Below are 16,742 nucleotides of genomic sequence, written 5' to 3' on the forward strand. Positions count from 1 at the left end.
CGCATCATGCGCCGTTTTTATTTGTGTTCTTTTTCTGCTCAGGCCGTAGTCAGGTAGGTATAGTTTGTAAATACCTTAAATAACTGGGTGCCGCTGAGCACCGATGCGGACGGAAAATGAAGCATAGGAATTAAATCGCAGGGGGCTTCCAGGGTAAAACAGCCGGCCTCTGTATCGAGTTCATCAATGTTGAGGACCCTCGCCATCGTGTCGCCCCGTGTGACTTTCTGACCGGGTTTAACGCAGTACTCCACCATACCGCCCCACTGGGTGAATAATGTTTTGTAGTCTTTGAGCGCCACGCCGATCCGGTCCATCCCGGCAGGCTCCAGCGTGGATGCCGGTAACACGTCTTTTTGTGTCAGGTAAGTCAGAATACTCAGCGCATCCACTTTTCCTTCAGAGAACTGAATCACTTCCTGACTACCCATTTCAAGAGTGAACCCTTCCACACCGAATGCGAAAGGCCGGCCGAACCTTGTTGTCAGTGCATCCTGCAGTGTCCACCAGGGACAGAACGTGGCTTCATCCAGTGCACCGGCAAATTTGTTAGGAATAAAAATACAGTGAGGAAAGTTAAACTGGTTGGCCGCGTCTCTGGCATATTCAGGAATATAAATGTGTCTTGTGGATACCGGTCCGTTGTGTAAGTCCAGCACATAATCAGCATTCACAGCCAGTTGCTGTAACTTCAGATTAAGTTGTTGAGCCAGCCCGAGTCCCCAGGGCGAAGCCAGCTTTTCGGCAATACATTCTGCCCAGTAATGACGGAAGTCGTTGCGGATAGTGGCTATATCGTCATTGTCCTGCACCGTTTCTGCAAACGCCAGGACCTTTTCTTCATCATAAAAATAGCCGCGGTTCCAGTTTGTGCCGTTGACCGGGTCAAAGCGCCCCAGGGTGTATTCACCGGCTTTGATGTTGGTGCCAATGGGATTACAGTTCGGGACGAGGATGACTTCACCGGCAATCTGTTGATCTTTCAGCGCCTGAATTAACTGGTATATCACCACGTTGCCCTGAACTTCAGCGCCATGGATAGAGCTCTGGATATAGACTACAGGACCGGGTTTTTCTCCCGTGAAACGGTAAACAGGCACATTCATGCTGCGGCCTGAAGCATTCTGGGCAACCACCATGTGGTTTTTCGTCATTATTGTCATAACATCTCTTTTATTTTGGCTGACAAATGTCGCAGTCTGGCAGCGGTGGTACAGTAAATTTTTGCCATTGAAAAGTGAGGCCGTCAAAAAGGTGAAGTTCACCGGCGGGTAATGTACCAAAACCGGTCAGTACCTGCATGGCAAGTTGCGCCTGGCAGGCACCGGTGATACTGACTACCGGACAAAGGATACCTGCTTCGTTACAACTCAGTTCTGTCATACTGAAGCGTTTTTCCACACATTGATAGCAGGCTTTATCGCTGCCGGGTATGCTGACAAAAAGCTGACCTTCAAAACGGATGGCAGCACCGCTGACAAGGGGTTTACCAAGGCGGTAACTGATTGCATTGATTTGCTTTCTGCTGGCAAGGTTGTCTGTGCAGTCAATAACTATGTCATGGCTTTCTACCAGACAGCTCAGCACGTTGTCATCCGGCCTTTCGGATACACAATGAATGACACACTCCGGCACGAGTGCAAGTAAACGTTGCCGGGCCGCTTCTGTTTTTAATTTACCGCAATCTTCTGGCGTAAACAGAATTTGTCGGGGAAGATTGTGTGCTTCCACTCTGTCATCGTCGGCCAGTGTGATTGTTCCCGCGCCGCCAGTGCACATGAGTTGGGCAACCGTATTACCCAGGCCTCCGGCGCCAAGGATTAATACTTTGCTGTTGAGCAGTTTTTCCTGACCTTCCAGGTCAAACTGTGGCAGCACGATGTGCCGGTTGTATCGCATAGCTTGAGTATGCGTTAAAGTATCTGGCATAGTAGTAAAAATCTCTTTTCAGCGACGGTGCGGTACTAAGCGTACACGTGTATTTACCGTTGTATTTTATCAGGAAAACCCATGTCTTCAGCAGTATCTCTTAATATCGCCGTTCTTACTATCTCTGACACCCGGACAACAGACACAGACACGTCCGGTGCTTACCTCATTGAAGCAGTAGAAACAGCAGGCCATAAGCTGGCTGCGCGGGATCTTGTAAAAGATGATATTTATGCCCAGCGTGCGATTGTTTCTGCATGGATTGCCGACCCTGCTATCCATGCGATTCTGGTGACAGGTGGTACCGGCTTTACCCACAGAGATTCAACGCCTGAAGCGTTGTCGGTTTTATTTGATAAAACCGTTGACGGTTTTGGCGAGCTGTTCCGTCATCTGAGTTATCAGGAAATCGGCACCTCTACCATTCAGTCCCGTGCTATTGCCGGGTTTGCCAACCGGACTGCTATTTTCTGTTTGCCGGGCAGCACCGGTGCCTGCCGCACCGCCTGGGAAGGTATTGTACGCAGTCAGCTGGATTCTGAATACCGTCCGTGTAACTTTGTAAAACACCTTACCGGTGAACTGTAATGAGCGGGTTCAGTCATTTAAATGCCAGTGGCGAAGCCAATATGGTCGACGTGTCCGGCAAGCAGGAAACTCAGCGTGAAGCGCTGGCAGAAGGCTACCTGTATGTGTCTGATGCCGTTATGACAGCCATTTCAGAGCAAACAGTGATGAAAGGCGATGTGTATGCCGTAGCCAGAGTAGCGGGTATACAGGGCGCGAAACGTTGCGCTGATTTAATTCCGTTATGCCACCCGTTACCGCTGACCAAAGTGGACATCGGCTTTACCGCTGAGCCTGAACAAAACCGCATTCACACGACCTGCTTTTGCAAAGTCAGCGGCAAAACCGGCGTGGAAATGGAAGCTCTTACCGGTGTGAATATCGCCTTACTGACATTGTTCGACATGTGCAAAGCGCTGGATCCGGCCATGCGCATAGAAGGCGTCAGAGTGTTACAAAAGCGGGGCGGTAAAACCGGTGACTGGGAGGCAGAGCAAAAGACATGATTACCATAAAAACCTTTGCGCAGATCCGTGAAATCAGTGGCGACAGTGACCTATCTCTTCCCCTGCCGGAAAACTGCACTACCGTTGCCGGTCTGAAAGCGCATCTTGCAACCCGGTCATCCGCCTGGGAGCAGGCCTTGTCTGCCGGGGTGCTCTGCGCGGTTAATCAGTCGCTGGGTGATGAAACCAGTGCGGTTAACGATGGTGACGAGGTGGCGTTTTTCCCGCCGGTGACAGGAGGCTGAATGTTTGCTGAAGTAACCACAGCCTTACTGGATGAAACGGCTTATGTTGAAAAGCTCCGTCAATCATCGCACAATGCTGGTGCAATAGTAACGTTCACCGGTCTGGTCCGTGACTATAACGCTGACGGTGCAATTGAAGGTATCAGTCTGGAGCAGTACCCGGGGATGACCGCGAGTGCCATTCAACAGTTGTTGCAACAGGCCTCAGCCAGGTTTGCATTGCTCAGTGCCGGTATTGTTCACCGCGTCGGTTACATCGGAAATTACGAGCCGGTGGTGTGGGTAGGCTGCAGCGCCAGCCACCGTAAGGCTGCCTTCGACGGCGCAGAATTCGTTATGGATATGCTGAAAAAGTCGGTGCCGCTTTGGAAGAAAGAACATGCTGACGGAAAAACAGCATGGGTTGCCGCAAAGGCATCAGATGAAGAAGCCGCCATGAAGTGGCTCAGGAATGAAGGTTTATCAGACAATTTATGAAGAACAGGATGTGTCGGGCGTATAAAGTCTGTCTGTGTGTCATGCTACTTCTGGCAGGTAAAGGATTTGCCGCAGAGCAGGTAGTAACTATTGCCGTTGCCGCCAATTTTGCCGGGCCGGTTAAACATTTCGCCAGTGCCTTTGAAGAAAAAACCGGTATCCGTCCGGTTATCACCGTCGGTTCAAGCGGCACTTTATTTGCGCAAATCGGCCACGGTGCCCCCTTTGACGTATTTCTTTCTGCTGATGCAGCCAGACCAGAAGCGCTGGTTGCTGAAGGCAAAGCAGATAAACAAAATCTGCGCAGTTACGCCAGAGGGCGTCTGGCACTGGTAACCAGACAGTCAGCGCCGTCCGGGCTGGAAGAATTTCTGACAAGACAGTTCAACAAACCTGTTGCCATTGCCAATCCCAAACTCGCGCCTTATGGTCTGGCGGCTGAACAGGTGTTTTCCACGCTGCCTGAAAATACCGCACTTCCTTTTAAACTGGTACGTGGGAAAAGTATTTTACAAGCGTGGCAGTACTTTACTGCAGGTAATGTGGACGATGCGTTTGTAGCGTGGTCACTGGTGAAAAATTCGAAAGCAAATTACTGGTTAATCCCTGCCTCCATGCACGATCCCATCGTACAAAAAATGGTGATTGTTAAACATAACCAGCACCCTTATGCCGCACGGCGGTTTATGCAATACATGATGTCACCGGCGGTGCAGAACGCGCTGGCAGACTGGGGATATCAGCCGGTAAAAGCGCGGCAAAAGAAAAACAAGGATAAAGCCGGTGAACGGTGACATGGATGCTATCTGGCTCACTCTGGAACTGGCACTGATCACCAGTCTGGTGCTGATGCTGATTGCCACGCCGCTGGCATGGAAGTTATCCCGCTGGCAGCATAAAGCAAAGAATCTGGTACTTGCTGTGGTGGCGCTGCCGTTGGTGTTGCCGCCCACCGTGCTGGGTTTTTATCTGCTGGTGGTGTTTTCCCCGGATGCACTTGCAGGGCAATTATGGCAGGCCGTAACCGGTCAGCAGCTGGCCTTTTCTTTTTCCGGACTGGTGCTGGGGTCGGTGATTTATTCACTGCCCTTTGCCGTACAGCCTCTTTATGCCAGTTTTATTCAGCTGGACAGTCGTTATATCGATGTAGCCCGCACCATGGGAATGTCCAAATGGTCACGTTTCCGTCGCATCATTATGCCTATCTGTAAACCCGCCTTTATCGTTGCACTTGGATTAAGTTTCGCCCACACCATCGGTGAATTTGGTGTGGTGCTGATGATAGGCGGCAATATTCCGGGTGAAACTCAGGTACTGTCTATTGCGTTGTTTGAGCATGTGGAGGCACTTGAATACGGTCAGGCTCATGCGCTTGCTCTTGGCTTGCTGGTCTTTTCCTTCCTGCTGATGGCGCTGCTTTACCGCTATAACCGAAACGGAGTGTCGTCATGGAAGTCGTAGTGCAGGCAGCATGGGAAAATCTGCAACTCAATGCCAGTATTCAGTTACCGGCAACGGCACAATTTATTGGCCTGAGCGGACCATCCGGCGCCGGTAAATCAACATTACTGCGTTGCCTGGCCGGACTTACCGGTTCTGCAAAAGTCACCGGGCAGTGGGAAAATAGTCGCATTGCCAGGGTCCGCACAGGGCTCGTGTTTCAGGACAGTCTGTTGTTCCCCCATTTATCAGTGGGGCAGAATTTACTGCTGGCGGCAGATTTTGCAAAACAGCAAACCTATCACTTTGATGAAGTGGTTCTGGGATGTAAATGTAATCACCTGATGACACGTATGCCCGATACACTCTCGGGTGGCGAAGCGCAACGGGTAGCCATTGCCAGAGCCATATTAAATTCACCGCAAATTCTGTTACTGGACGAACCGGTGAGCGCGCTGGATGATACGTTAAAACACGATGTGCTTAAGTATTTAACAAAGCTGGCCCGCAGCGGTCTGAAAATGCTGATGGTGTCCCACGACCTCCGTGAACTGGCTTTGTACAGTGAATACATGGCGTGGATGGAGCAGGGCAGTATTGTCCATCAGGGCGCATCAAATGATGTGCTGGCACAGTTAACTCCGTCTATGCCAAATTTCGAACAGCAGTTCAGTGTGCTTAAAGGCGCACTAAAAGCACATCTGCCTGAGCAAGCTTGTTATGCCATAGAATGCGAAGGTCATACGCTCTATGCGCGCCATCCTGTGGTCAGTAAGGAACAGGCCATGCTGACCATCGACGCCAGGGATGTCAGTATCGACCGGCAGGAAGCCAACGCCTCTTCCATTGTTAATGCCTTGCCCTGTGTCATTGAGTGCGTGTCTGAAAGCAGGGGCGGGCAGGTGATGATAAATCTGATGTGTGGTCGCAGCAGATTGTTTGCGCTAATCAGTCAGTTGTCACAGGAACGGTTACAGTTCCGTGAGGGAGAAGCTGTAACCGCCAGGTTTAAACTCAGATAACTCTGGAATACCGGTGCTGAATTGCGGCACTGCCTTTAAGGTAAGCGTCGAAAGTCATACAGATGATGCGGATAAACAGTCTTGCTGACGGAAATACCTCGATACCCGTTCCGGTTACCTGTAATAAACCATCTTCTTCAAATTCTCTCAGTGCCGCCAGTTCCGGCTCAAAATGCTGGCGGAACTGAATGCCGAAAAGCGCCTCAGTTGCAGAAAAATCCACGGCAAGATTGCACATTAATCGTTGGATAACGTAGCGTCTGAGCAGATCTGAGGGCGACAGAAACACCCCTTTTTCTGCAATTTCTTCATTGTTATCAAGTTTGCCGTAATAGTCATTCAGGGTTTTCGGGTTTTGTAGATAAACATTGCCTGCGGCACTGATAGAGGAAACACCCAGCCCCAGTAAATCCAGATCCCCCCGAGTGGTGTAGCCCTGAAAATTCCGGTGCAATTTTTTATTACGTTGCGCTTCAGCCAGTTCGTCAGACGGCAGGGCGAAATGGTCCATGCCAATCATTTCATAACCTGCCTGTGTAAGGCTGGTGATGGCTTGTTTCATGAGTCCTGTTTTTACCTGTGCAGAAGGCAGCCACTCATTTTTTATTTTGCGCTGGGCAGCAAACCGCTCAGGCAGATGTGCGTAGCTGAACAGGGAAATCCGCTCCGGCGTCATCGCCTTTACCGCTGCAAGTGTAGTAGCAAAGGTATCTGCTGTCTGATGAGGCAGGCCGTAAATCAGATCCAGATTCACAGATTTAAATCCGGCGGAACGGGCGCAATCTACCAGCGTGGCGATATGGGATGTGCTCTGAACCCGGTTTATCGCTTCCTGCACACGGTAATCGGTATCCTGTACGCCAATACTCAGGCGGTTATAGCCTAAAGAGGACAGGTGTCGCAAATAAGCAGGCGTGGTACGGCGGGGATCGATTTCAATACTCATTTCTGCATCGCTGACCACATCAAAAGCCGATGTAAGCATGCCTGCCAGGCGTGTTTGTTGCTGCTCTGTGAGGAACCCCGGCGTGCCGCCTCCTAAGTGTATTTGCTCCGCTTTACGGTGCCGGAAAGCAGGCGCGCGCCGTTGAATTTCTTTTTCCAGATAATCCAGATAACGATCTGCTTTTTCCTGATGTCTGGTCACAATTTTATTGCAGCCGCAGTAATAACAGAGGCTGTGGCAGAAAGGAATATGTACATACAGTGAAACGCCGCTGGCCTGAGTGATACTCAGTGCTTTTTCCAGAGGCGCTGGTTCAGATAACCCGGAAAACGTTAACGCGGTTGGGTAAGAGGTATAGCGCGGCCCGTTAATATTGTATTTCTTCAGGCGTGCGGGATCGAATAATTCGTTTGCTGACATGGTTATTCCGGCTTGAGTAGAATGCACGGAAAGTATAATCAGCAGACAAAGAGGTGTTGTTGATCTACTTCAAGTTTTCGCCAGCCAGTTTTGCTTAACGCAACCGGCCGGCGTTTACTCTTCGAAATGACAATCAGAACTCGCGGGTAACAGTCACACCCCAGGAGAGCGGCTGGCCGGGATAAGCCATAAGCTTGCCGGCCTGAACAGGTACATCGAAACCGTTTCTGGCGATGTACTCTTTATTTGTCAGGTTCCTGCCCCATAACGTGATGCGTGTATCCCACTGCGGGACTGACAGTTCAACCCGTGCGTTCACCAGGGCATAACTGCTGCTGTGTTTATACGGATCGTTAGTATCATCAAGGAACAAGTCTCCCGTATATTGATAATCTGCAGCCATGACAACCGGATACCCGCCTGCCATTAATGTGTGTTGCAACGTCAGGCTGGCAGAGGTTTCCGGTTCAAACCCCAAGCGATCACCGGTTCTGGAGCAGTAGGGTGTATCTGCAAAAGGCCGGCCGGGATCATCCGTCCCGGTATGCCAGGGATAAGCAACCTGGCAGGTGCCTTTTTCAAAATCATCAAAACCGGTAAGGGTACGGGCCAGGGTCAGGCCGGCACGGGTATCGGAAACAGGAAACCAGACAATTTCAAGTTCATATCCTTTAGTATGTAAGTCGCCGGCATTTTGTAAATTAAAACCAAGACCGGTAAAAGTCGAGGCTTGAAAATCTTTGATTTGGGTATAATGCAGTGCACCGTTAATACGCAGGTTTTGCTCCGGAAATTGCTTTTTCACACCCAGTTCGTAAGCGGTGGCTTTTTCAGCGTTAAATTGGGGGCTTAACCCTTCGGCAATGCGATCTGTATTCATGCCTCCCGATTTAAACCCTGTGCTGGTACTGGCATACCAGAGGCTATTGTTATCTGGTTGCCAGCTTAGTTTCAGCGTCCCTGTAAGTTGTCCGTCGTTACGTTTTTCATCCAGATCACTACGGGGAAGTACCGATGCTGTACCGAGAAAATAATAGCCCCAGCCCGCCTGAGTAAAAGGAAGCAGCGCACTGAGCTGAGTGTAATCAGGGGGATTGCCGGTTACCAGGCTCTGAGCAAAAGAGCCAAGGGCGACAGCGGCACTCAGCGGATCAGGAATGTTTTCAGTACCTGTTGGTAATCCGTCAATGCCGGGACCCTGTTCATCAAAACGGGCGGTCAATGTTTTATCCTCGCGGGTGTATCGTAATCCGGCTGTGAGGGTAAATTTTTCAGCAAATTGCCAGTCAGTCTGGCTGAATAGGGCCAGGCTGTCCTGCTGCTGATAAGCATTGTGGGCAAACTGAGTCTGGCCGGGCGTGGCTGATGCAACAGCGGGGACAAGGCCGGATGTTGCTGCACTCAGGGCATTTATGCCGTCAGTCAGGGGTTGTAGTTCAGCCGCAGACGCTGCGAAAAATGCCGGAAATGCGTCACCGGTGGTGATAGCAAAATCCAGGTCAAGGTTCTGGCTGAAATACCACAATCCGGCGATGGTAGTGACATGCTCACCGGACCAGGTTGCCCGCAACTCCTGGGAAAATGCCTGTTGTCGCGCGTTGTTGGTAGTGGAAAGCAAGTCTGCATCAGTAAAATCTGTATCTGTCTGGTCGAAGCTGTCAAAGCCACGCCAGGCTGTGATGGAGGTGAGCAATAATGCGGGGGATGTTTGCCAGTTTATTTCTGCAGAAAGCCCCTTGTCCTGCATGCGGGATTCGGGCAGGGAGCTGAGTGCCGTGGTATAGCGGTAAAACTCATCACCGGTAAATAAGGTGGCATTGAACGGTGCCATCATCAGCAAGGTGTCTGTTCCGAATTTCCCTTCGACACCGTTGGCTTGCCGGTTATCCTGCAACGTTAATGCACCGCAACAATGTTCATTGAGCTCTGCGTAATCGGCAATCACCCGCACAGATACGTCGTCTGACGGCGTATACAGGGTTTGCAGACGCACACCGGAACGGCTCCTGTCATTAATTGAGTTTTCACCATATCCTTTGTCGTCTATCCACCCATCTCTGCGAGTACTGAAGCCTGATACTCTGGCAGCCAGTTTATTATCAATTACATTAACTGACGTTGCTCCATTTAGCCGAAAGAAATCATCATTGCCGGCGGTTGCTGTTATAAAGCCATTGCCGGTTTCAAAATCAGGTTGTCGCGTTCTGAAAACCACTGCACCAGCCGGTGTATTCTTACCGAAAAGTGAGCCCTGAGGGCCGCGAAGAATTTCTACAGTATCAATATCGACTAAATCATTGATCACCGCATTCTGTCTTGACCGGTAGACGCCGTCCATGTAAAGACCGGTAGATGACTCAAAACCGTAATTCTGTGACGAGGTACCAATTCCCCGTATGGAAAAACTGGAGTTAACCGCACTTTGACTTTGAAAGGCAGAAAAAGCGGGTACATAACCCTGAATGTCGAAAACGTCCATTGATGCTGTTTCATTAATCATCTTTCCGGTGATGGCAGACATGGCAACAGGCACATCCTGCATATCCCGCGGGCGTTTCTGAGCGGTAACTTCAATACGTTCAAGTTTGGTCGGAGAAGGATCTTGCCGGGCAATACTTTGAAAAGAGGTGACTAAGGCGCTACTTATCAGAGAAAAATAAAACAACCTGCCTGTTGAGCTGTGCGACATGAACAATTCCTGTTTCTTATTTTGTCCGGTCCTTCGCTGCGATGAAAAGGTTTTTCAGACTCCTTTTGAAAAACGGCCATTATTCTGCACGAATAATCAGCAAGTTTCATGACAATTTTATAAAAACAGAAACAGGTATGAGCAGGGCGGGAGGGACTATATACGGATAGCACAAAAAATTGCGGCCCGTAAAACGGGCCGCGGAGATGCAGATGTTACTCTGCTTACCATGTTGAAAGGTTCAACACCTTCCCTGGTGCATGTTACGGGTTAGCCGCAACAAGATGGTCTGGTAAATTTTTTAAAAGAAGTGTCTTTTTGTTTTCCTGCAGGGAGCTGAAGATGTCTGCAGTTTGTTGTTCTTCTACGGCTGCCGCCGTCAGAATAGTTTTGTCTAAGGATTTACCTGCGCGAACTTTCTTTTTCACTGAAATCTCTGCAACACCGGAAGCCGCTGCTACGGAGGCTGTTTCGCTAGTGCCGGCCAGAACAACATTGCTGGAAGCCAGCAGAGATAAACCGATTAGTGTTGCTTTGATAGTTTTCATTCTGTTTATCCTGTTTAAAAAACAGGGCGCCGGAAGCGCCCGCAATGATGTTGTTTGTTCGCTATCTATTAAAGGCGATAATGACGCCGTTAGATACGCCCGGGCTGATACTTAGGTATGTGATAAAATACGATAAATTTGGTATCTATATATTTTACAACTAGTTACGTCATTTTGGCGGGTGTATTTTCTCCCGAAAATTGTTGTTTTTTACCCTGTGACCAGCTTTAATCAGCTATTTCGTATTTTCAACTATAACTTTTATGATGGGGTGAATTTTTCTTATTTATCAATTCTATAAAAGAAAAAAGCGACGTTCCCGTCGCTTTTTAGAGTGCAGGCGTTAACCTGCTACCATGTTGAAATGGTATCTTCTGTTTCGTCTTAATCCTTAGAGGCGCTTAGACAAAACATCCGCGATAGGGCTGCCCTGGTTACCAGTTTCGTTTACCCAGGCCTGAAGGGTTTTGCCATCAGCTTCCGGTGCACTCAGGTCGCTCTTGGGCATTTTCTTCACCAGCAAGGTGCCGGTTTCTACTGCGTTGCTGCTGATGGCAGTACGGATAAGGCTGTTGCCACCACAGCTGATGCCAGAGTAGTAATCACGCAGCTTCAGGCGGTAATCAGATTCTACCAGACGAATTTTCTTACGCAGCTCACCTTTATCGTCAGCTTGTACAATAGTGCAAATGTTAGCCAGATCATCATTGATGTCCGCTTGCGCTACGCCAGTAAAACCTAAACCCATTGTTGCTACGATGAGAGAAGTCTTAACAATTTTCAACATGGTTAATTCCTCAGAAATAAAATTAAAAAGTGGTGTTGTTTGTTCGGGTTTAATTAAACTAAATTAATGCAGAATGAAAAATAGCAGGGTGAATACTAAGGTATGCTGTGAAATACGATAATCTGATGATTATTAGATAAGTGATTGTATTTGTTTGCTTAATTGTCTTTTTTTTGGGTCTGGCATTTTAATGTTTTTATCTCAGCACATCAGCGAAAAATATCAGGCCGGATTTAAGACGAAAAAAAGCGGCGTTTCCGCCGCTTCTTAAGTGCAGGCTTTCGCCTGCTACCATGTTGAAATGGTACTTTAAATTTTTAGTCGTAATAAAATTACAGACGCTTAGCCAGTTCGTCAGCGATAGGGCTGCCCTGGTTACCGGTTTCGTTTACCCATGCCTGCAACGTTTTGCCATCAGCTTCCGGCGCACCCAGGTCACTCTTAGGCATTTTCTTAACCAGTAGCGTACCAGTTTCTACTGCGTTACTGCTGATGGCAGTACGGATAAGGCTGTTGCCACCACAGCTGATGCCAGTGTAATAGTCGCGCAGTTTCAAACGGTAGTCAGATTCTACCAGACGAATTTTCTTACGTAGTTCACCTTTGTCGTCAGCCTGAACGATTGTGCAGATGTTAGCTAAGTCGTCGTTGATATCAGCCTGAGCTGCGCCAGCGAAAGTTAAACCCAGAGTTGCAGCGATGATAGAAGTCTTAACAATTTTCAACATGGTTAAATCCTCGAAGTAGTTAAAAGTTTATGTTGTGTTGTTTGTTCGGGACCTATTAAACAAAAGTTGAAGAGGAAGAAAAATACCAGGGGATAAACATTGGTATTTGAACTGATACCTAACTGAAGGGGGCTTGTAAAGTTTGCAGCCCGGACTGGTCTTCACTTTCTGCCGACGAAAACTTGAAGAGTGAATCCGCTAAGGACAAAGTAAGCGTACTAACTATATAGACAGATTTATACTTCTAATAATGAAAGCAGGAGCAATGACATGACAGAAAAGCTAGATGATCAGGCGATTGCCACAGCGCTCACGGAATTGAACGAAGGTTTAGCAGAAGATAAGCAGTGGGTTTTAAAAGAAGGGAAGTTGACGAAGCAATTTGTTTTCAGAAACTTTATCCGCGCCTTTGGCTGGATGTCTCAGGCTGCAATATGGGCTGAAAAACTACGCCATCACCCGGAATGGTTTAATGTTTATAATAAAGTAGATGTTGCATTAACGACCCATGATGCAGGGGGAATTACTGAGCTGGACTTCAAATTAGCTACCAAAATGGAGAGTCTTTTACAGTAATTTGTATGCGAATTGAGCGGTCTGCCGGAATATTGTCCGAACAGTCAAAAAATTGCAATATTCTTACTTCTATCCCTTGCCAAGGATTAATGCCTATGTATAATACGCACCACTCAACGGCAGGGGGCTTTCAAACAGCCAACAGCCGGTAAGTAAACGGACGCGGGATGGAGCAGTCTGGTAGCTCGTCGGGCTCATAACCCGAAGGTCGTTGGTTCAAATCCAGCTCCCGCAACCACTTTACTTCTTTGAGAGCACAATCTATTTAATTCGGACGCGGGATGGAGCAGTCTGGTAGCTCGTCGGGCTCATAACCCGAAGGTCGTTGGTTCAAATCCAGCTCCCGCAACCAATCCGAATGTTTAAGTTCTAAATTAATTCCCATATATTTTTCCCACAAATAAGTCATCACTCTTTATTAAGTTGCGCTTCACCGTACTTTTTCGGCAACTTCACGACTTTCGCCCTGCAACCAATTTGTACTTTACTCAATAGCTGTTACGCTAACTATTGATAATAAACTATACATGGACTTACTGATGCTCGAATGGCTGATGTCTTTTTTTGTCATTCCTGACACCTCTCTGTTACTTACCGGCGAATATTCACCTGTTCTGGTAACTATTTCCATTTTTATATCGGTTGCTTCTTCTTATATGGCGTTCCGCGTAGCCGGTCAGGCCGCAGAATCTGAAGATAATAACCGGAGACTAATTTTGATTGGTCTGGGAAGTCTGGCGCTGGGAGGCGGAATTTGGGCCATGCACTTTATTGGTATGCTGGCTTTTGAGTTGTGTACTCCCGTTAGCTGGGCTCCGTGGACAACATTTATGTCCTTTATTCCCGGCGTGCTGGCAGCATTTGTTGCATTGCAAAGTTTGACTCACCGGAAAGTGAAATTTTCTCAGATATTTATTGGCGGCGTCCTTGTCGGCTCGGGTATCGGGGCGATGCATTATACCGGGATGGCGGCTATGGAAATGGCGCCTCTGTTACGGTACAACCTGCCTGTTTTTGCCTTATCCATCGTTGTGGCGGTATTGCTGGCCATGTTGTCTTTATGGATAAAGTTTGGTCTGAAGCGATTTGCAATTTCCCGCGGATTTAAAGGTATCCGGGTTATCGCCAGCGTTGTGATGGGTTGTGCGATCACGGCAATGCACTATACCGGTATGGCTGCCGCCCGCTTTGTTGCCCCTCCCGGACTGGAAACCTCTGCTCAGGATCAATCTCTGTCGTACATCCTTGCTGGCTATGTGAGTTTCTTCACGTTATTGATTATTGGCATTGTGATGGGCGTTACATTGTTGTTCCGTTACATGGATATTTCTCAAAAGGCTGAGAACAGCCGCCGTACCCAGCTTGCGCTGATGGATACTGCTATTGATGGCATCCTTACTGTCAATGGCCAGGGAACTGTGCTGAATATGAATCAGGCGGTGACAACCATACTGGGCTGGACAGAGGAAGATCTTACCGGTCACTCTATTCATCGTATGATTCCTGAAGAAATGCGCAGCCGCTACAATGAGCAATTTTTCCGGCAGGAAGTGGTTCCTGTTGATGAACAAATTATCGGAGTTAGCCGTGATGTGGAAGCACTTAATAAAACGGGCCAGCGGGTTCCGGTTCGGGTGGGGGTGGGCCACACCCGATTAGGTGAACAAAATCTGTTTGTGGTCATCGTGGGCGACAACCGCGAACGCATCGAAATGGAAAAGACTATCAGGGACAACGAAGCTAAGTTCCGGTCTTTTTTCCATAATATTCCCGGCATGGCTTATCGCAGTATGAATACACCCGGCTGGCCTTTCGAATTTGTCAGTGCGGCTGTTGAGGAATTCAGCGGATATCCGGTTTCAGCATTTATCCGTTCAGACTCACCGGTTACCCTTGAGCAACTGGTGCATGAGGACGACCGGGAGTCGTTTCTTACTGCCCGCCGTTCCGGCGCTGACTTTTATGTGGAATACCGTCTTGTTCATAAAGACGGAACAATAAAGTGGTTGCGCGAGTACGGCAACGTTGTACACAGCACCGACAAGTCAGTGAGCTGGGTCGACGGCTTTATTATGGACATCACTTCCCGTAAGGAAATGGAGGAAGAGCTGCGTCATGCGAAAAATGATGCCGAGCAGGCCGCTGCGGCCAGAGCCAGCTTCCTTGCTAATATGAGTCATGAAATCCGTACACCCATGAATGCCATTATCGGTTTCAGTGATATTTTACTGGATGAAAAACTCACAGACGGCCAGCATAAACACCTGACAACCATTAACCGGTCTGCGCGCTCGCTACTTCATTTACTGAACGATATTCTCGACAGTGCCAAACTTGATAAAGGCAAGCTTGATCTTGAATACCGTGATTTTTCAATTACCGAAGAAATTGACACGGTGATTTCTACCTACTGGCTTGAAGCGAAGAGAAAGGGGCTGATGCTGGGGGTCAGTGTTTCGCCATCTTTGTCTGATTACTATTACGGTGCTCCTGAGCGTATCCGGCAGGTGCTGAATAACCTTATCAGTAATGCCGTGAAATTCACTGCCCACGGCGAAGTTGATGTAGAAGTCTACCCGGACGCCGACGGTATGATCGCATTTTCCGTCAGCGACAGCGGTATCGGCATGACCAGCGACCAGGTGAGCCGGGTTTTTGATGCCTTTGCACAGGCAGATGCTTCCATGAGCCGCAAATATGGCGGTACAGGTCTTGGTACGACAATCAGTAAACAACTGGTTGAGTTAATGGGCGGCACGATCTCGGTGTCCAGCGAACCGGGAAGAGGCACTAATTTCACTTTCACGCTGCCTCTCACTGCGGTGGAAAAACAGGTCGGCGAAATCCGTGCAGCAACCGTTGAATTACCGCCACTGCACATTCTGGTGGTGGATGATATCAGCCAGAATATTGATCTTATCAGTTTGCTGCTAAACCGCGCCGGTCACACTGTTGACTTTGCAGAGAACGGTGCCAGAGCACTGGAAAAAATGAATAAAGGCAGTTTCGACATTGTGCTGATGGATTTACAGATGCCGGTAATGGACGGTTTGACAGCGGCGGCACGACGCCGTGAATATGAGCAGGTACATCATCTGAAACAACTGCCTATTGTGGCCTTAACCGCCAGTGTACTGGTACAGGATAAACAGGATGCGATAAATGCCGGTATGGAAGGCTTTGCGAACAAGCCCATCGATTTTCCTGTACTGGTGAATGAAATTGCCAGAGTGCTGGGTTTTGAAACAAAGGAAAGTGTGCGTGAAACAGAAACAGCCAGAGAGGCCTGTGCAATAGATTATCGCCGCGGTGTGCAGCTTTGGGGCGATAAGGATACCCTCAATAAGGAAATCTCACAGTTCCTGCGCAACAGTCATGAAACTCTGACTAAACTGGTGAATTTCTTCGCTGATGATGATTACGAGCAGGTTGTGAAATATCTGCACGGCATGAAAGGTGTCAGCGGTAATCTGGGCTTAACAAAGCTGATGAATTTGTGCGGTGAGTTCGAGCGCAGCGCAAGAAATGATCATTTAAGCGCCGAAGATATTCCTACCCTTAAGACGGCATTGCGGGAAGTCGAAAATGAACTCAACCGGCAGACGGAAGAGCCTGCTGCAGAAGAGTCCCGTGAGGAAGTCGACATTACTGCCTTGCGTAACACACTGAATGCACTGCTGGTTTCAGCGGCGCAGAATCAGTTTGACGAATCTACCTATCAATATTGTGAAGGCCAGTATTTTGGAAGCTACAATGTACAGGTGCAGGGCATTTTACAGGATATGGATGATTTTGAATTTGAGCGTGCTGTTGAACGAATTAAGCAACTACTTGCATCTACAGAACAAACAGGGGAATAAGT

General features: G+C 48.6%; 16 protein-coding genes and 2 tRNA genes. 11 read left to right on the top strand and 7 right to left on the bottom strand.

The features are described from left to right. Window positions 1–38: 38 nt before the first annotated feature. Together ACXAGR_RS18610 and ACXAGR_RS18615 are read right to left on the bottom strand one after the other, a co-directional pair. On the bottom strand, window positions 39–1,163 hold the full coding sequence (locus ACXAGR_RS18610; protein WP_474845619.1) for a M14 family metallopeptidase: 1,125 nt from the start codon (window positions 1,161–1,163) through the stop codon (window positions 39–41). A 10-nt stretch (window positions 1,164–1,173) separates the two neighbouring features. Beyond that, on the bottom strand, window positions 1,174–1,929 hold the full coding sequence (locus ACXAGR_RS18615) for a HesA/MoeB/ThiF family protein (RefSeq protein ID WP_474851858.1): 756 nt from the start codon (window positions 1,927–1,929) through the stop codon (window positions 1,174–1,176). An 81-nt stretch (window positions 1,930–2,010) separates the two neighbouring features. Here ACXAGR_RS18615 and moaB point away from each other — a divergent pair, with 81 nt between their 5' ends. From moaB to ACXAGR_RS18650, 7 genes are read left to right on the top strand one after another with little or no spacing between them, the layout of a single operon-like run. After that, window positions 2,011–2,517: a molybdenum cofactor biosynthesis protein B gene (gene moaB, locus ACXAGR_RS18620; protein WP_119501003.1), complete on the top strand. Its 507-nt coding sequence runs from the start codon at window positions 2,011–2,013 to the stop codon at window positions 2,515–2,517. Then, the gene (gene moaC / locus ACXAGR_RS18625) at window positions 2,517–3,002 is read left to right on the top strand and encodes a cyclic pyranopterin monophosphate synthase MoaC (RefSeq protein ID WP_474845624.1); all 486 of its coding nucleotides are present in this window, start codon (window positions 2,517–2,519) and stop codon (window positions 3,000–3,002) included. The genes moaB and moaC overlap by 1 nt, the downstream gene beginning before the upstream one ends. After that, window positions 2,999–3,247, top strand: a complete 249-nt coding sequence (moaD, locus tag ACXAGR_RS18630; RefSeq protein WP_474851860.1) for a molybdopterin converting factor subunit 1 — start codon at window positions 2,999–3,001, stop codon at window positions 3,245–3,247. The genes moaC and moaD overlap by 4 nt, the downstream gene beginning before the upstream one ends. Continuing rightward, window positions 3,248–3,724, top strand: a complete 477-nt coding sequence (locus tag ACXAGR_RS18635) for a molybdenum cofactor biosynthesis protein MoaE (protein WP_474851862.1) — start codon at window positions 3,248–3,250, stop codon at window positions 3,722–3,724. It begins immediately after the preceding gene. Continuing rightward, the gene (gene modA, locus ACXAGR_RS18640) at window positions 3,721–4,518 is read left to right on the top strand and encodes a molybdate ABC transporter substrate-binding protein (protein ID WP_474851864.1); all 798 of its coding nucleotides are present in this window, start codon (window positions 3,721–3,723) and stop codon (window positions 4,516–4,518) included. The genes ACXAGR_RS18635 and modA overlap by 4 nt, the downstream gene beginning before the upstream one ends. A gap of 1 nt (window position 4,519) precedes the next feature. Beyond that, window positions 4,520–5,185: a molybdate ABC transporter permease subunit gene (gene modB / locus ACXAGR_RS18645; RefSeq protein ID WP_119503374.1), complete on the top strand. Its 666-nt coding sequence runs from the start codon at window positions 4,520–4,522 to the stop codon at window positions 5,183–5,185. After that, on the top strand, window positions 5,173–6,186 hold the full coding sequence (locus ACXAGR_RS18650; RefSeq protein ID WP_474851866.1) for an ATP-binding cassette domain-containing protein: 1,014 nt from the start codon (window positions 5,173–5,175) through the stop codon (window positions 6,184–6,186). The genes modB and ACXAGR_RS18650 overlap by 13 nt, the downstream gene beginning before the upstream one ends. Here the strand turns inward: ACXAGR_RS18650 and hemN are convergent. From hemN to ACXAGR_RS18675, 5 genes are all read right to left on the bottom strand, one after another. Next, the gene (gene hemN, locus ACXAGR_RS18655; protein ID WP_474851867.1) at window positions 6,179–7,552 is read right to left on the bottom strand and encodes an oxygen-independent coproporphyrinogen III oxidase; all 1,374 of its coding nucleotides are present in this window, start codon (window positions 7,550–7,552) and stop codon (window positions 6,179–6,181) included. The genes ACXAGR_RS18650 and hemN overlap by 8 nt on opposite strands. A 133-nt stretch (window positions 7,553–7,685) precedes the next feature. Continuing rightward, window positions 7,686–10,241 (bottom strand): TonB-dependent receptor, encoded by a 2,556-nt coding sequence (locus ACXAGR_RS18660; protein WP_474851869.1) that lies wholly within the window; start codon window positions 10,239–10,241, stop codon window positions 7,686–7,688. 263 nt (window positions 10,242–10,504) lie between these two features. Beyond that, window positions 10,505–10,789, bottom strand: a complete 285-nt coding sequence (locus tag ACXAGR_RS18665; protein WP_474851871.1) for a hypothetical protein — start codon at window positions 10,787–10,789, stop codon at window positions 10,505–10,507. 391 nt (window positions 10,790–11,180) lie between these two features. Then, a complete protein-coding gene (locus ACXAGR_RS18670) occupies window positions 11,181–11,576 on the bottom strand; it encodes a DUF3718 domain-containing protein (protein ID WP_474845640.1) in 396 nt (131 codons plus the stop codon). Between the two features lie 332 nt (window positions 11,577–11,908). Beyond that, the gene (locus ACXAGR_RS18675) at window positions 11,909–12,304 is read right to left on the bottom strand and encodes a DUF3718 domain-containing protein (RefSeq protein WP_119501013.1); all 396 of its coding nucleotides are present in this window, start codon (window positions 12,302–12,304) and stop codon (window positions 11,909–11,911) included. A 270-nt stretch (window positions 12,305–12,574) separates the two neighbouring features. On the opposite strand from ACXAGR_RS18675, the gene ACXAGR_RS18680 reads away from it, so the two are divergent. From ACXAGR_RS18680 to ACXAGR_RS18695, 4 genes are all read left to right on the top strand, one after another. Beyond that, on the top strand, window positions 12,575–12,880 hold the full coding sequence (locus ACXAGR_RS18680; RefSeq protein WP_474851873.1) for a 4a-hydroxytetrahydrobiopterin dehydratase: 306 nt from the start codon (window positions 12,575–12,577) through the stop codon (window positions 12,878–12,880). A gap of 161 nt (window positions 12,881–13,041) precedes the next feature. Beyond that, window positions 13,042–13,118 (top strand) — tRNA-Met (locus ACXAGR_RS18685). A gap of 37 nt (window positions 13,119–13,155) precedes the next feature. After that, window positions 13,156–13,232, top strand: a tRNA-Met gene (locus ACXAGR_RS18690). Between the two features lie 187 nt (window positions 13,233–13,419). Next, on the top strand, window positions 13,420–16,740 hold the full coding sequence (locus ACXAGR_RS18695; protein WP_474851874.1) for an MHYT domain-containing protein: 3,321 nt from the start codon (window positions 13,420–13,422) through the stop codon (window positions 16,738–16,740). Window positions 16,741–16,742 lie beyond the last annotated feature (2 nt).

It is taken from the genome of Alteromonas sp. ABH4_457 (assembly GCF_056160625.1).

Excerpts from the sequence above, each read along its gene's own strand:
- ACXAGR_RS18610 (WP_474845619.1), bottom strand. The coding sequence starts at position 1,163 with ATGACAATAATGACGAAAAACCACATGGTGGTTGCCCAGAATGCTTCA.
- ACXAGR_RS18615 (WP_474851858.1), bottom strand. The coding sequence starts at position 1,929 with ATGCCAGATACTTTAACGCATACTCAAGCTATGCGATACAACCGGCAC.
- moaB (WP_119501003.1), top strand. The coding sequence starts at position 2,011 with ATGTCTTCAGCAGTATCTCTTAATATCGCCGTTCTTACTATCTCTGAC.
- moaC (WP_474845624.1), top strand. The coding sequence starts at position 2,517 with ATGAGCGGGTTCAGTCATTTAAATGCCAGTGGCGAAGCCAATATGGTC.
- moaD (WP_474851860.1), top strand. The coding sequence starts at position 2,999 with ATGATTACCATAAAAACCTTTGCGCAGATCCGTGAAATCAGTGGCGAC.
- ACXAGR_RS18635 (WP_474851862.1), top strand. The coding sequence starts at position 3,248 with ATGTTTGCTGAAGTAACCACAGCCTTACTGGATGAAACGGCTTATGTT.
- modA (WP_474851864.1), top strand. The coding sequence starts at position 3,721 with ATGAAGAACAGGATGTGTCGGGCGTATAAAGTCTGTCTGTGTGTCATG.
- modB (WP_119503374.1), top strand. The coding sequence starts at position 4,520 with ATGGATGCTATCTGGCTCACTCTGGAACTGGCACTGATCACCAGTCTG.
- ACXAGR_RS18650 (WP_474851866.1), top strand. The coding sequence starts at position 5,173 with ATGGAAGTCGTAGTGCAGGCAGCATGGGAAAATCTGCAACTCAATGCC.
- hemN (WP_474851867.1), bottom strand. The coding sequence starts at position 7,552 with ATGTCAGCAAACGAATTATTCGATCCCGCACGCCTGAAGAAATACAAT.
- ACXAGR_RS18660 (WP_474851869.1), bottom strand. The coding sequence starts at position 10,241 with ATGTCGCACAGCTCAACAGGCAGGTTGTTTTATTTTTCTCTGATAAGT.
- ACXAGR_RS18665 (WP_474851871.1), bottom strand. The coding sequence starts at position 10,789 with ATGAAAACTATCAAAGCAACACTAATCGGTTTATCTCTGCTGGCTTCC.
- ACXAGR_RS18670 (WP_474845640.1), bottom strand. The coding sequence starts at position 11,576 with ATGTTGAAAATTGTTAAGACTTCTCTCATCGTAGCAACAATGGGTTTA.
- ACXAGR_RS18675 (WP_119501013.1), bottom strand. The coding sequence starts at position 12,304 with ATGTTGAAAATTGTTAAGACTTCTATCATCGCTGCAACTCTGGGTTTA.
- ACXAGR_RS18680 (WP_474851873.1), top strand. The coding sequence starts at position 12,575 with ATGACAGAAAAGCTAGATGATCAGGCGATTGCCACAGCGCTCACGGAA.
- ACXAGR_RS18695 (WP_474851874.1), top strand. The coding sequence starts at position 13,420 with ATGCTCGAATGGCTGATGTCTTTTTTTGTCATTCCTGACACCTCTCTG.